The organism is Streptomyces sp. col6 (assembly GCF_008042035.1).
GTDB lineage: Bacteria > Actinomycetota > Actinomycetes > Streptomycetales > Streptomycetaceae > Streptomyces.
In genome coordinates this window covers 208,063-220,756 of the sequence record NZ_RDBL01000029.1, presented here as the reverse complement: position 1 = coordinate 220,756, position 12,694 = coordinate 208,063, and the positions used below count along the sequence as shown (strand labels likewise).

The following is a 12,694-nucleotide window of genomic DNA, read 5'->3' as shown; positions in this document are numbered from 1 at the left end:
ACGGGACCCGCCCGGCGGCCCGCCGCGTCGGCGTGGGCCCCGGGTCAGGGGTACCGCTCCATCGTCTCCGCCGCACGGCCGTGAGTCGTCACTCCCGGTGCCCGTTCCCGGGGCCCTCTTGAGTCGCACGATCGGGCCCCCGGCGTCCTCCTCGGGTATGACATCCGCCTCCGCGCGGCCTAGGGGCTGTCCCGCGAAGATCCGCCGGACAGGCCCGAGGGGCCCGGCGCCCGTACGGCCCTGGAGGGTCCGTCCACGCCCCGCCCACGCGGGGGACACGCCCGGTCCCGCGATGCGTGAACGACCGGATCGGGTCCTGGAATCGGCCACGAGGTGGCGCGGCCCTGGCGATCAGTGGCGCGCCCCTGGCGAATCGCCTGTGTCGGTGCGGCGACTTTCCGTCAATTCGCCCGGCACTCCGGGGCTCCCGCCATCTCCCCCGGGCATGTGGGTATGCCTCCGACGTGCGCTGACGGGGCCTCAAGCGATCGATAAATAAGACAACATCGAGCCACTGTTCGGCTGATCGCGCCGGGCCCCCCGGATAGGGTCATGTGCCAACGCGGAGCCGCGCGCCAAGCCCGGATGGTGGAATGCAGACACGGCGAGCTTAAACCTCGCTGCCCCTCGGGGGCGTACCGGTTCGAGTCCGGTTCCGGGCACCATCGCGTACGACGTCGCAAGGAGAGCGCCGGCCCCGGAAACGGCTGAGCCGGCCCCGCGACGTGATGCCCCGCCGGCGCGCTCCGATGACCCCCGCTGTCAGTGGCGCCTGGTGTCATGGCCCTCCGGATGGCGTCAACGCGGGGTGAGGAGCGGGGTCATGGGGACCTGGGGTGCGGGGAACTTCGACAGTGATACGGCGGCGGACCATCTTTCCGGTCTTGTGGACCGGCTCGTCGGCCGGGTGACCGAGGCCATGGCGGGTGATCCGGTGGGGATCGAGCCCGACGAGTACGACGGGGTGGCCGTCCCCTGCGATCTGGAGCTGCTCCTCCTCCTGCACGAGCGCGGCTGGGTGGGCGTGACGCTGCCCGCGCCGGAGGTGGTCCGGCAGTGGCGGGACGCGTACATGGCGGTGTGGGAGCGGAGCATCGACGGTCTGGAGCCGGTCGACGGGTTCAAGGACGAGCGGCGGGCGGTGCTGAGGGGCACCTTCGACCGGCTGGCGGAGGCCGCCGAGGAGCGGTAGGTGTCCACGGACCGGGAAATCCGGTGGGGCGCGGGAGCCTGGTAGCGGCAGGTTGGGCGCATGACGGATACGGATGCGTACAAGCGCGACCTGCGGCTCTACCTCCAGGACGCCCGCGACGCCTTTCTCTGGAAGCTCGACGGGCTCGGTGAGTACGACGTCCGGCGTCCTCTCACGCCCACCGGAACCAATCTGCTCGGGCTCGTCAAGCATGTGACCGGGGCCGAGGCGTTCTATCTCGGGACCGCCTTCGGGCGGCCCGTCGACGCGCCGGGGCTGTGGATCACCGGGGACGCCGAGCCCAACGCCGATCTGTGGGCGACGCCCGACGAGACCCGCGAGGAGATCACCGGGCGGTACCGGCGGGTGTGGGCGCACTCCGACGCGACCGTCGAGGCGTTCGGGCTGGACGCGGTGGGGCGGCTGCCCGGGGAGGACGGGGGTGAGGGGCCCGCGTTGTCGCTCCACCGCGTCCTCGTCCATCTCGTCGCCGAGACCCAGCGCCATGCCGGGCACGCCGATGTCGTCCGGGAGCTGATCGACGGGGCCGCGGGGCTGCGGCGGGGGAGTGGGGACACGGCGCCCGGTGACGAGGCATGGTGGCGCGGCCACCGGGAACGTGTGGAGGGCGCGGCCCGGGAAGCGGGCGCACGTGCCGCGGGGTGACCGCACGGTGACGGCGTGCCGCCGCCCGTCGGGGCCGCGCTCGGCCGGTCCGGGGGAAAGATCCTCCTTCGGCACTAGGCTGATTGCTTTGCCTACCCATTACTCTTGTGGGAAGGCCACGCTGGGTGGCCATGGAGGAGTGAGATGAGGAGCAGCAACCCGGTCTTCTCGCGACGGGGCTTCAGCCGCGACAACGGTTACGCGGGCTTCAACGCGCCGCAGGCCGGGGCCCCCGCAGCGGGTACCAACCCGTACGCACAGGGCACCGCCCCGAACCCATACGCGACGAACCCCTACGCCCCCACGGGCGCCCCCGCGCCGGCCCGTACCGGTGCGATGACCATCGACGACGTCGTCACGCGCACGGCGATGACGCTGGGCACGGTCGTGCTCGGCGCCGCGCTCGCCTGGGCGCTGCTGCCGGTCGACGAGGCGAACCTCAACAAGTCGTACGGCATCGCCATCGGCGCGGCGATCATCGCGTTCGTGCTGTCGCTCGTCCAGTCCTTCAAGCGCAAGCCCGTACCCGCGCTGATCCTGGCGTACGCCGCCTTCGAGGGCGTGTTCCTCGGCGTCATCTCCAGCGCGGTCAGCACGTACATCGGGCCGGGCGTCGTGATGCAGGCGGTGCTGGGCACCATGTGTGTCTTCGCCGGTGTGCTGCTGGCGTACAAGATGCGCTGGATCCGCGTCACCCGCCGCTTCTACGGCTTTGTGATGGCCGCCGCCATGGGCTTCCTGCTCCTGATGGTGGTCAACCTGCTGTTCGCCGCCTTCGGCGGCGGTGACGGCCTCGGCTTCCGCAGCGGTGGCCTGGGCATCCTGTTCGGTGTCATCGGCATCATCCTCGGCGCCTGCTTCCTGGCCCTCGACTTCAAGCAGGTCGAGGACGGTATCGCGTACGGCGCACCGCGCGAGGAGTCCTGGCTGGCCGCCTTCGGCCTGACCATGACCCTGGTGTGGATCTACCTGGAGATGCTGCGCCTGCTCTCCATCCTCAGCGGGGACGACTGATCGGCCCCTGCGGACCCCGAAGCGGCCCGCGGTCTCCTTCCGGAGGCCGCGGGCCGCTTCCGTGTGTGCGGGTGGGTAGGGTCGCGGGGTGCTCGATACGACGCCCCTGATCATCGCCGTGGACCGATTCGCCGACCGGCTGCGCGCCGCCCCGCAGAGCAGGCTCCAGCGGGGGGCCGCCGCCGCGGGCCTGGCCGCCGCGCGGGAGCTGTCGGCGCGGGCCCAGCGCGCCGAGGAGCCCGGCCGGGAGCCCCGGGTCATGCCGGACGCCGGGGTGTTCGCGGTCGGCGACCAGCTCGCCGTCGCCGGGCGCGACCTGGCCGTGGCACTGGAAACGGCCCCGTCCGTGGAGCTGGACGAGGCCGTGCGATACGTGGAGGCGGCTGCCGGGCGGGCCTTCGCCTAGGCCGCGGGCCGCGTGGGGGAAGCGGCCGGCGAGAGCCGCTTCCGGGGGGCCGGAGGACCGGCGTCGGAGCGTGCTCAGAAGCTCGCTATGACGCGGTCCGCGAGTATGTAGACGTTCTCCCTGCCGCAGGAGAACGTCAGCGCGTACGCGCCGGAGACACCGGAGCCGCCCAGCAGCACCGGGTGCTCACCGGCCCGCAGGGAGTCGGCCAGCCGCTCGGCCGTCTCGCGGTGGCCGGGGGTCATACAGAGCGTCGTGCCGTCGGCGAACACGTACACGTCGAGCGTGCCGAGCGGGCCGGGGCGCACGTCGGAGAGCTCCGTACGGCTGTCCGCCAGCTCCTCCAGGCGGCTCACCGTGCGCTCGTGGTCGGTGACGACGGGCGTCTGGACCGGTACGAAGTCGGGGTGCGAGGGGTGGCGGCGGCGGGCCGCGGCCAGCTCGGGGGAGTCCTCGGCGAACTCCGCCGCCTCCGGAAGCTCCGCCATGTCCGTCAGCTCGCTCATGCCCGCCAGCTCGGTCAGCTCGTCCAGGGCCTCCGTCGCGTCCAGGTCCATCGCTTCGAGACCGGCGAAGTCGCTCTGACGCGGCATGAAGAACGGCGCGTCCTCGCCCAGGCCCGCCAGACCGCCCAGCAGCGACGGGGCGTCGGCGGCGTCCCGCGCCTCCTGCGTGGCCCAGAACGCACGGGCCTCGGCGAGCTCCCGCTCACGCTCCTCGGCCAGTGCCTCGGCGACCGCCGCGCGTATTTCTTCGGCGGAGGTGGTGTCGTTGCGGGTCTGAGGGGGTACGGCGGCTGTAAGGGCGCGACCGTCGGCGAGTTCCTTCCGGAGCGCCGAGACCTGCCTGCGCAGCCCGTGAGCAGCGTGCAGAGCGGCGGCGCCCACGGCCGTGGCGGCGGCGGTGGTCAGCAACAGGGCAAGAGGCATGGCGCTCACTGACATACTCCCGGTTTCAATCGATCCCCCGACTTCCTACATCAGCTTGGGCCCAAGCGGCACCCTGTGTCAGTGCATTACGTCACGAATTGGACAGGTCTTTGTGCCCGGGGTCTCCCCTTGTGGCTGGTGTGACCTGCGGAAACGGCTCTCCCCCAGGACATAGATCACATCCTGGGGGAGATTCGGTCACGGTCGGGGCTCGGTGGCCCTCCCGGGCCGGGAACCCGCTCTGATCAGCTCAGACGCTCGATGACCATCGCCATGCCCTGGCCGCCGCCGACGCACATGGTCTCCAGACCGAACTGCTTGTCGTGGAACTGGAGGCTGTTGATCAGCGTGCCGGTGATGCGCGCGCCGGTCATGCCGAAGGGGTGGCCGACGGCGATGGCGCCGCCGTTGACGTTGACCTTGTCCAGCGGCAGGCCGAGGTCGCGGTAGGAGGGGATGACCTGGGCGGCGAACGCCTCGTTGATCTCGGCCAGGTCGATGTCGCCGACGGTCAGCCCGGCCCGCTTCAGGGCCTGCTTGCTCGCCTCGACGGGGCCGTAGCCCATGATCTCGGGGGAGAGGCCCGAGACGCCGGTGGAGACGATCCGGGCCAGCGGGGTCAGGCCCAGCTCGCGCGCCTTGGTGTCGGACATGATCACGAGCGCGGCGGCGCCGTCGTTGAGCGGGCAGCAGTTGCCGGCCGTGACCAGGCCGTCCGGGCGGAAGACCGGCTTCAGGCCCTGGACGCCCTCCAGCGTGACGCCCGCGCGCGGGCCGTCGTCCTTGGCGACGACGGTGCCGTCCGGCGTGGTCACCGGGGTGATCTCGCGCTCCCAGAAGCCGTTCTTCAGGGCCTCCTCGGCGAGGTTCTGCGACCGTACGCCGAACTCGTCCATGTCCTGGCGGGTCACGCCCTTGAGCCGGGCCAGGTTCTCCGCGGTCTGGCCCATGGAGATGTAGGCGTCCGGGACAAGGCCGTCCTCGCGCGGGTCGTGCCAGCTCGCACCGGACTCCTCGGCGCGCGCGGCGGTGCGGGCCTCGGCCTCGGCGAAGAGCGGGTTGTGCGTGTCCGGCAGGCTGTCCGAGTTGCCCTTGGCGAAGCGGGACACCATCTCGACACCGGCCGAGATGAAGACGTCGCCCTCGCCGGCCTTGATCGCGTGCAGGGCCATACGGCTGGTCTGCAGCGAGGACGAGCAGTAGCGGGTGACCGTACAGCCGGGAAGGTGGTCCATCCCCATCTGTACGGCGATGATGCGGCCCAGGTTGTTGCCCTGCTCGCCGCCGGGCAGGCCGCAGCCGAGCATCAGGTCGTCGATGTCCTTCGGGTCCAGCTCGGGGACCTTGGCCAGCGCGGTCTGGATGATCGTGGCGGTCAGGTCGTCCGCGCGCAGGTCCTTCAGCGAACCCTTGAAGGCCCGGCCGATGGGCGAACGGGCGGCAGAGACGATCACGGCTTCGGGCATCACGCGGCTCCATGGGGGCTGAGGGCGGACAGGCTGCCTGAGGGAGCGGGCAGACCCGGCGGTACGGCACGACTGCTCTGGAAATTACCCGGACGTAGCGCCCGGGTCACCCGAGGCGGCATGTGATGCGGGCCTCTTTTCTAAGCAACCGCTCAGTCAGCGAGTGCATTCCCGGGGCGGCCGCCGGGGCGGGGCGGCCCCCGGCGGCCGCGCGGAGGAAGACGTCATTCCCGCGGGGGGCCGCCCGGCCGGCGGACCCACGCGTGCCTCGGTGTGCCGTCCGCGTCCGTGCCGAGCCGGTGATCGAGGCGGGTCGAGCCCCCGGGCTCCGGGTGCGGGTGGGGGTGGGGGTGCGGCTCCGTGGACGCGGGCAGACGCCGCCGCCTGCGGTGCTTGAGCAGGGCCCAGGGCGCACGGGCCCCGGTGACCTCCGTACCGGCTTCCTTGGCCGCCTGGGAGGCCGCCTCGGCCACCGGCAGCATGTCCTCGCGCCGGGCGCCGTCCAGCCGGTCGGACTCCGGCCACAGGCCCAGCACCGCGCACAGCGTCGGCAGCACCGCCATGGCCGCGGTCGCGTAGCCCTCGGCCGACGGGTGGTAGTTGTCCGGGCCGAACAGCTCGCGCGGGTTCTCCTCGAACTCCGGGCCCAGCAGATCGCCCAGCGACACCGTGCGCCCGCCCTGCTCCACCGCGCCGATCGTCTGCGCCGCCGCCAGCTGCCGGCTCACCCGCCGGGCCAGCCAGCGCAACGGCTGGTAGACCGGCTCGATCGTGCCCAGATCCGGACAGGTCCCGACGACGACCTCCGCCCCGGCCGTCCGCAGCCTGCGCACCGCCGTCGTCAGACAGCGCACCGACTGGGTCGCGGGCATCCGGTGCGTCACGTCGTTGGCGCCGATCATGATCACGCACACGTCGGGCGTCCGGGCCGGGTCCGCGAGCAGCAGGGAGACCTGCCGCTCCAGATCGTCCGACCGCGCACCCGGCAGCGCCACGTTGCGCAGATCCACCGGCCGCTCCGACACCGCCGCCAGCCCCGACGCCAGCAGCGCCCCTGGGGTCTGCCCGGCCCGCCGCACCCCCTGTCCGGCCGCCGTGGAGTCCCCGAGCAGCCCGAGGCGCAACGGCTCCGCCGGGCCCGTGAACGCCACCCCGTACCGCCCGTCCGCGCTCGGCGGGACCGGCGCGATACCGCCGCCCACCTGCCGCTTCGCCAGCTGGACCTCCGCCAGCAGGACACCAACGGCCGCGGCGCCCAGCAGCCCGATGCTGCCACCGCCGTAGGCCGCGCCCGCCGCGATCCGCCGTGCCACCCTTGCCGTCGACACAGTCCGGTCCACCTCCTCGTCGCACGTACCGCCGTAGAGCCGTACACACAGCTACCTGCCCGCTACCGGCCGTTGTTCAATCGCGCCGTCCAATCCCGTGCCCGTACGCATACGCTTGCCGGACCATCTCGGAGACCCCGGAGTACACGGTGCAATTCCACGATTCGATGATCAGTCTCGTAGGCAATACCCCGCTGGTGAGGCTGCGCAGTGTCACGGCCGGCATCCAGGCGACGGTCCTGGCCAAGGTCGAGTACTTCAACCCCGGCGGGTCGGTCAAGGACCGCATCGCCCTGCGCATGATCGAGGCCGCCGAACAGAGCGGCGAGCTGAAGCCCGGCGGAACGATCGTCGAGCCGACGAGCGGCAACACGGGCGTCGGCCTGGCGATCGTCGCGCAGCAGAAGGGCTACAAGTGCGTCTTCGTCTGCCCGGACAAGGTGTCCACGGACAAGATCAACGTACTGCGCGCCTACGGTGCCGAGGTCGTCGTCTGCCCCACGGCGGTCGACCCCGAGCACCCCGACTCCTACTACAACGTCTCCGACCGGCTGGTCCGTGAGACGCCGGGAGCCTGGAAGCCCGACCAGTACTCCAACCCCAACAACCCGCGTTCCCACTACGAGACCACCGGTCCCGAGCTGTGGGAGCAGACGGAGGGGAAGATCACCCACTTCGTGGCGGGCGTCGGCACCGGCGGCACGATCAGCGGTACCGGGCGCTATCTGAAGGAGGTCAGCGGCGGCGCGGTCCAGGTCGTCGGCGCAGACCCGGAGGGCTCGGTCTACTCCGGCGGCTCCGGCCGGCCGTACCTCGTCGAGGGCGTCGGCGAGGACTTCTGGCCCTCGGCGTACGACCGGACGGTCACCGACGAGATCGTCGCCGTGTCCGACAAGGACTCGTTCCAGATGACCCGCCGCCTCGCCAAGGAGGAGGGGCTGCTCGTCGGCGGCTCCTGCGGCATGGCGGTCGTGGGCGCCCTTGAGGTCGCGAAGCGGCTCGGTCCCGAGGACGTGGTCGTCGTCCTGCTCCCGGACAGCGGGCGCGGCTACCTCTCGAAGATCTTCAACGACGAGTGGATGGCCGACTACGGCTTCCTGGAGGACACCGGGCCCTCGGCCCGCGTCGCGGACGTCCTGAACCACAAGGAGGGGCCGATCCCCACCCTCGTCCACATGCACCCGGAGGAGACGGTCGGCGAGGCGATCGACGTGCTGCGCGAGTACGGCGTCTCGCAGATGCCCATCGTGAAGCCGGGCGCGGGCCACCCGGACGTGATGGCCGCCGAGGTCATCGGCTCGGTCGTCGAGCGGGAGCTGCTGAACGCGCTGTTCGCCCAGCGCGCCTCGCTCACCGATCCGCTGGAGAAGCACATGTCGCCGCCGCTGCCGCAGGTCGGCTCCGGCGAACCGGTCGAGGACCTGATGGCGGTGCTCGGCGGCACCGGCGCGGCGGACGCGGCGATCGTGCTGGTGGAGGGCAAGCCCAAGGGCGTCGTCAGCCGTCAGGACCTGCTGGCCTACCTGGCCAAGGACGCCCCGGCCGCGAAGGCGTAGAACCGCCCGGCGGGGAAAAGGCCATGTGGACGCGCCCTTCGCGAAAACGGTACGCGTGCGTCACGTGGCCGCAGCACCCGCTTAACACGGCTCGGGCAGATTAGTGGGTGTCGGAGGGGAAACCCCCCGGCACCGGAACGGCGACACGGACTACGGAGCGGCTCCCGGACCTCCACCGTCGCCCGGACGCGTCACCCGGCCCTGACCCGGGCAGCCGCGTCCTTCGCGGGGACCGCCGTCGTCCCGCCCCCTGGGAAACCGGGGGTGCGGCGGTCCCCGCGACATACCGTCTACGCGCGCAGCTCCCGCGCGTCCTTCGGCTCCTCGGGGCCCTGCGCCGACCAGCTCGCCAGCAGGGCGACCCGCTCGGCCGTCTCCGAACCCGGCTCCGGGGTGTAGACGACCAGTGAGAGTTCCGGCTCGCCGGGCACCGCGAGCGTCTCGTAAGGAAGCGTCAGCGCACCCACCACCGGGTGGGCCATCCGCTTCACGCCGTACGTCTTCGCCTTCACCTGGTGGTCCGCCCACAGCCGGCGGAAGTCCTCACTCTTGACCGACAACTCGCCGACCAGAGCGGCCAGTTCCTTGTCGTCCGGGTGCAGCCCCGCGTCCAGGCGCAGATAGGCGACCGTCTCCGCCGCCACGGCCGGCCAGTCCTGGTACAACTCCCGCGCCCCCGGTGCCAGGAACGCCTGGCGCGGCATGTTGCGCTCGCCGGCCGGCATCCGGGAGAAGCCGTTGAGGGCGTCGCCCAGCGCGTTCCACGCCAGCACGTCCATCCGCCGGCCCAGCACGAAGGCGGGCGCCCGGTCGAACAGGTCGAGCAGCAGCCGCAGTCCCGGCCGTACCCGCCGGACCGCGGGAGCCGGAGCCTTGCGCCCGTTGGGCCGCGCCACCGTCCGCAGATACGCCTGCTCCGTCCCGTCGAGCCGGAGCACCCGGGCTATCGCGTCGAGCACCGCGTCCGAGACGCTGGGCCCGCGCCCCTGCTCCAGCCGGATGTAGTAGTCGACGCTCACCCCGGCGAGCTGCGCCACCTCCTCGCGCCGCAGGCCCGGAACGCGCCTGCGGCCGTACGAGTTGAGGCCCACGTCCTCGGGGCTGATGCGGGCGCGCCGTGAGCGCAGGAAGTCACCGAGTTCGCCGTCCATGGGTGTGATCGTAGGAGAACGGCGCCCGCGCAGCCTGGTACTGGCAGACCCAGGAACAACGCATCCCTGGGTGGCCCGCGCCGCCCGGACCAGAGTGGTGTCCGGCCGGGGGAGACGCCCCGGCCGGACACCGAACCGGGGAGTACACATGTCGTACGAGACGCTCGCAGGCCGCACCGCCGTCGTCACCGGAGCCGCCAGCGGCATGGGCGCGGCGACCGCCCGGCTGCTCGCCGCCCAGGGCGTACGGGTGGCTCTGCTGGCCCGCCGCGCGGAACGGCTGGAGGAACTGGCCGGGAAGATCACCGCGGACGGCGGCCAGGCCCTCGCCGTCGCCGCCGACGTCACCGACCAGGCGTCCGTGGACGCGGCGGCGGAGCGGGTGCACGACGCGTTCGGCCCGGTGGACCTGGTGGTCAACGCGGCCGGGGTGATGCTGCCGAACCCGCTGGACGCGGGGCGCGCCGACGAGTGGCAGCGCATGCTCGACACCAACGTGGCCGGCGCGCTGCGCGTCATCCGGGCCTTCACCGCCGACCTGGTGGCGGCCGCCGCCGGGGGCCGCACCGCCGACCTGGTCAACATCTCCTCGATCGGCGCGCACATCACGTTCCCCAACTACGCGGTCTACGGCGCCACGAAGGCCGCGCTCACCTACCTGTCCGCCTCGCTGCGCACCGAACTCGGGCCGCGCGACGTCCGGGTCACCAACATCGAGCCGGGCCTCACCGACTCGGAGCTGGCCGGGCACGTCGACAACGCGGAGCTGAGCGGTCAGCTGGACGGCATGTTCGAGGCGCTGGGCGGCCTCTCCTCCGACGAGATCGCCGACCTCATCGCGTACACCACGAGCCGCGCCCGCCACATCAACCTGCGCCAGCTGGTCGTCCTGCCGACCCGTCAGGCGTGAGGGTCAGTCCTCCCAGTCGGAGGCCGTCCGCCGCTCCTCGCGGCCACGGAACAGCCGCTTGCCGTGCCCGGCCTGGACGACGTTGACGCCGACGATGCCGATCCAGGCCACGACGAGCCCGCCGATGCCGGCGTTCGCGGCGCCGATCGCGGACAGCGGGACGGCCAGGACCAGGGAGATGATCCCGAACCCGAACCGCTCCCCGAAGTTCCCGGGCGGCTGCGACGCGGGCCGCGCGCCCCGGGCGACCGAGGTCCGTTCCTCGGCGAGATGCCGCCGGACCCTGCGGTCGAGCGTGGCGTCGAGCCGCTGTTCCACCTTCTCCAGGAACGACTCGACGAGCGCGGAGTCGTAGTCGGCCCCCAGTTCGCTGCGGGCCTGCAGAGTCGCCTTGAGCTCTCTGTCGAGCTCGGTGTCCGATGCGTCCATGGTTGCCACGCTACGAAGCGCAGGCGGCCGGGTCAGTGGGGCTAGCCCCCCGGTTTCCGGTGCGGGAAAGTCGTCCGTGACGCCGTGCCCGACGCGGGGAGACCGCGTCCGTCGGTGTACGGGCCGACGGGGCGAGGTCCCGGCCGGGGCACCCGCGGGCCGACCGGCCCGGCTGCATATGGACATGCAGACCCCTTGCTGGCTGAATGGATTCGTCGGCGCCGGGCCTCGGCGCGGCGGACCTACCGAGGGGACAGGATGAGCGGGAGCAGCCCGGCCGCGCGGTTGCAGGAGCTGTTCGAGGGGCGCCGGCTCACGCCCACGCAGCGGCGCATCGCGCACTCGATGGTGCGCAGGGCCGGTGACGCCCCGTTCCTCTCCAGCGTCGAGCTGGCGGAACTGGCCGGGGTCAGCCAGCCCTCGGTCACCCGGTTCGCCGTGGCGCTCGGCTTCGACGGCTATCCCGCGCTGCGCAAGCACCTGCGCGAGGTGGCCCCGGCCGGGGCGGAGGCGGGAGAGGGCGAGGAGACGTACAACGAGTACCAGCAGGCGGTGCTCGGGGAGATCGAGAACCTGCGCCATCTCGCCGAACTCCTCGCCGACCCGGGCCCGGTGGAGCGGGCCGGCCGGCTGCTCGCCGCGTCCCGGCCGCTGCCGGTGCTCGGGCTGCGCGCGGCGTCCTCGCAGGCGCGGGGGTTCGGCTACTTCGCCGCCAAGGTGCACCCGGACGTCCGGGTGCTCGACGAGGGCGGCAGCATGCTGCACGACCGGATCGACGCGGCCCGGCGGGCCGGGGCGAGCGCGCTGATCTGCTTCGCGCTGCCCCGTCACCCCCGGGAGGTCGTGGACGCGCTCGCGTACGCGCGGGGCCGGGGGCTGACCGTGGTGTCGGTGGCCGACTCCGCGTTCGCCCCGGTGGCCCGCCACAGCGACCTGCTCATCCCGGCCGCCGTCGGCACCGGCCTCGCCTTCGACACCGCCTGCGCCCCGATGCTGCTGGGCCGGGTGCTGCTGGAGGCCATGTGCGACGACCTCCCGGACGCCCAGGCCCGCCTGGAGGAGTTCGACACGGGGGCGGCGGCGCGGGGGCTGTTCGTGGAGTGAGGCGGGGCGGCGTGCGGGCCGAGGACGGCCCGCACGCCCCTCGGCCGCTCAGACCTCCAGGTCCGCCTCGATCTTCTTCAGCTGGTGGCGGGCCATCGCCAGGTTCGCCCGGCTCCCGTCGAGGACCAGGTAGAGGAACAGGCCGTTGTTTCCCCGGGTCTTGAGCAGCCGGATCAGGTGGTACTGGGTGCCCAGGGTGATCAGGATGTCCTCGATCTCGTCCTTGATGCCGAGGTGCTCCATGGTGCGGAGCTTGGCGCGTACGACATCGGTGTTGCCGGCGGCCGCGACCTCCAGGTTGAACTCCTTGCCGCCGCCGAGCGTGCCCAGGGCCATGCCGCTCGTGTAGTCGACGAGGGCGACACCGGTGGTGCCCTCGATGGACGACATCGCTTCCTTCAGTGACGCTTCGGTGTTCGCCATGAGTGGTGCTCCCTTTCTCTGTCCGGCCGCTGCGGCCGGTTCCGTTGGTGCGCGTGGTGCGGGTGATGCCAGTGGGCTCAGGTCGGGCGCTGGGGGAGGGCACCCGGCTGCTGCGGGGGG

Annotated in this window: 13 protein-coding genes and 1 tRNA gene; 8 read left to right on the top strand and 6 right to left on the bottom strand. The window is 72.3% G+C overall.

The features are described 5' to 3' along the window. The first annotated feature begins 579 nt into the window (after nucleotides 1-579). The 5 genes from EAO73_RS30220 to EAO73_RS30200 all read left to right on the top strand — a co-directional run bounded on the left by EAO73_RS30220 (nucleotide 580) and on the right by EAO73_RS30200 (nucleotide 3,278). Nucleotides 580-665 (top strand) — tRNA-Leu (locus tag EAO73_RS30220). Between the two features lie 158 nt (nucleotides 666-823). Continuing rightward, a complete protein-coding gene (locus EAO73_RS30215; RefSeq protein WP_147974706.1) occupies nucleotides 824-1,192 on the top strand; it encodes a DUF4259 domain-containing protein in 369 nt (122 codons plus the stop codon). A 60-nt stretch (nucleotides 1,193-1,252) separates the two neighbouring features. Then, complete coding sequence (locus EAO73_RS30210) at nucleotides 1,253-1,858, top strand: DinB family protein (protein WP_147974705.1); 606 nt, start codon at nucleotides 1,253-1,255, stop codon at nucleotides 1,856-1,858. A gap of 144 nt (nucleotides 1,859-2,002) precedes the next feature. Further along, nucleotides 2,003-2,872, top strand: a complete 870-nt coding sequence (locus EAO73_RS30205; protein ID WP_147974704.1) for a Bax inhibitor-1/YccA family membrane protein — start codon at nucleotides 2,003-2,005, stop codon at nucleotides 2,870-2,872. A gap of 88 nt (nucleotides 2,873-2,960) precedes the next feature. After that, nucleotides 2,961-3,278 carry a hypothetical protein gene (locus tag EAO73_RS30200; RefSeq protein ID WP_147974703.1) on the top strand — a complete coding sequence of 106 codons (318 nt, stop codon included), beginning with the start codon at nucleotides 2,961-2,963 and terminating at the stop codon, nucleotides 3,276-3,278. 74 nt (nucleotides 3,279-3,352) lie between these two features. Here EAO73_RS30200 and EAO73_RS30195 read toward each other — a convergent pair whose 3' ends face one another. The 3 genes from EAO73_RS30195 to EAO73_RS30185 all read right to left on the bottom strand — a co-directional run bounded on the left by EAO73_RS30195 (nucleotide 3,353) and on the right by EAO73_RS30185 (nucleotide 6,986). Then, entirely contained in the window at nucleotides 3,353-4,207 is an 855-nt protein-coding gene (locus EAO73_RS30195; RefSeq protein ID WP_224756521.1) for a hypothetical protein, read from the bottom strand. Nucleotides 4,208-4,452: 245 nt separating this feature from the next. Further along, the gene (locus tag EAO73_RS30190; protein ID WP_147974702.1) at nucleotides 4,453-5,673 is read right to left on the bottom strand and encodes an acetyl-CoA C-acetyltransferase; all 1,221 of its coding nucleotides are present in this window, start codon (nucleotides 5,671-5,673) and stop codon (nucleotides 4,453-4,455) included. Between the two features lie 224 nt (nucleotides 5,674-5,897). Next, nucleotides 5,898-6,986 (bottom strand): SGNH/GDSL hydrolase family protein, encoded by a 1,089-nt coding sequence (locus tag EAO73_RS30185; protein WP_147975383.1) that lies wholly within the window; start codon nucleotides 6,984-6,986, stop codon nucleotides 5,898-5,900. Nucleotides 6,987-7,150: 164 nt separating this feature from the next. Here EAO73_RS30185 and EAO73_RS30180 point away from each other — a divergent pair, with 164 nt between their 5' ends. Beyond that, entirely contained in the window at nucleotides 7,151-8,557 is a 1,407-nt protein-coding gene (locus EAO73_RS30180) for a cystathionine beta-synthase (RefSeq protein ID WP_147974701.1), read from the top strand. A gap of 290 nt (nucleotides 8,558-8,847) precedes the next feature. Here EAO73_RS30180 and EAO73_RS30175 read toward each other — a convergent pair whose 3' ends face one another. Next, nucleotides 8,848-9,708, bottom strand: a complete 861-nt coding sequence (locus EAO73_RS30175; protein ID WP_147974700.1) for a helix-turn-helix transcriptional regulator — start codon at nucleotides 9,706-9,708, stop codon at nucleotides 8,848-8,850. Nucleotides 9,709-9,856: 148 nt separating this feature from the next. On the opposite strand from EAO73_RS30175, the gene EAO73_RS30170 reads away from it, so the two are divergent. Next, nucleotides 9,857-10,618 carry an SDR family oxidoreductase gene (locus EAO73_RS30170; RefSeq protein ID WP_147974699.1) on the top strand — a complete coding sequence of 254 codons (762 nt, stop codon included), beginning with the start codon at nucleotides 9,857-9,859 and terminating at the stop codon, nucleotides 10,616-10,618. Between the two features lie 3 nt (nucleotides 10,619-10,621). On the opposite strand, the gene EAO73_RS30165 is transcribed toward EAO73_RS30170, so the two are convergent. Then, a complete protein-coding gene (locus tag EAO73_RS30165; protein ID WP_147974698.1) occupies nucleotides 10,622-11,047 on the bottom strand; it encodes a hypothetical protein in 426 nt (141 codons plus the stop codon). A gap of 258 nt (nucleotides 11,048-11,305) precedes the next feature. Here EAO73_RS30165 and EAO73_RS30160 point away from each other — a divergent pair, with 258 nt between their 5' ends. Beyond that, nucleotides 11,306-12,151: a MurR/RpiR family transcriptional regulator gene (locus EAO73_RS30160; protein ID WP_147974697.1), complete on the top strand. Its 846-nt coding sequence runs from the start codon at nucleotides 11,306-11,308 to the stop codon at nucleotides 12,149-12,151. A gap of 48 nt (nucleotides 12,152-12,199) precedes the next feature. Here EAO73_RS30160 and EAO73_RS30155 read toward each other — a convergent pair whose 3' ends face one another. Next, nucleotides 12,200-12,574 (bottom strand): hypothetical protein, encoded by a 375-nt coding sequence (locus EAO73_RS30155; protein WP_018524740.1) that lies wholly within the window; start codon nucleotides 12,572-12,574, stop codon nucleotides 12,200-12,202. Nucleotides 12,575-12,694 lie beyond the last annotated feature (120 nt).

Bases quoted from the DNA above. Each gene is read 5' to 3' on its own strand.
- EAO73_RS30175 (WP_147974700.1), bottom strand. From the start codon at position 9,708: ATGGACGGCGAACTCGGTGACTTCCTGCGCTCACGGCGCGCCCGCATC.
- EAO73_RS30215 (WP_147974706.1), top strand. From the start codon at position 824: ATGGGGACCTGGGGTGCGGGGAACTTCGACAGTGATACGGCGGCGGAC.
- EAO73_RS30165 (WP_147974698.1), bottom strand. From the start codon at position 11,047: ATGGACGCATCGGACACCGAGCTCGACAGAGAGCTCAAGGCGACTCTG.
- EAO73_RS30210 (WP_147974705.1), top strand. From the start codon at position 1,253: ATGACGGATACGGATGCGTACAAGCGCGACCTGCGGCTCTACCTCCAG.
- EAO73_RS30190 (WP_147974702.1), bottom strand. From the start codon at position 5,673: ATGCCCGAAGCCGTGATCGTCTCTGCCGCCCGTTCGCCCATCGGCCGG.
- EAO73_RS30155 (WP_018524740.1), bottom strand. From the start codon at position 12,574: ATGGCGAACACCGAAGCGTCACTGAAGGAAGCGATGTCGTCCATCGAG.
- EAO73_RS30170 (WP_147974699.1), top strand. From the start codon at position 9,857: ATGTCGTACGAGACGCTCGCAGGCCGCACCGCCGTCGTCACCGGAGCC.
- EAO73_RS30160 (WP_147974697.1), top strand. From the start codon at position 11,306: ATGAGCGGGAGCAGCCCGGCCGCGCGGTTGCAGGAGCTGTTCGAGGGG.
- EAO73_RS30205 (WP_147974704.1), top strand. From the start codon at position 2,003: ATGAGGAGCAGCAACCCGGTCTTCTCGCGACGGGGCTTCAGCCGCGAC.
- EAO73_RS30195 (WP_224756521.1), bottom strand. From the start codon at position 4,207: ATGCCTCTTGCCCTGTTGCTGACCACCGCCGCCGCCACGGCCGTGGGC.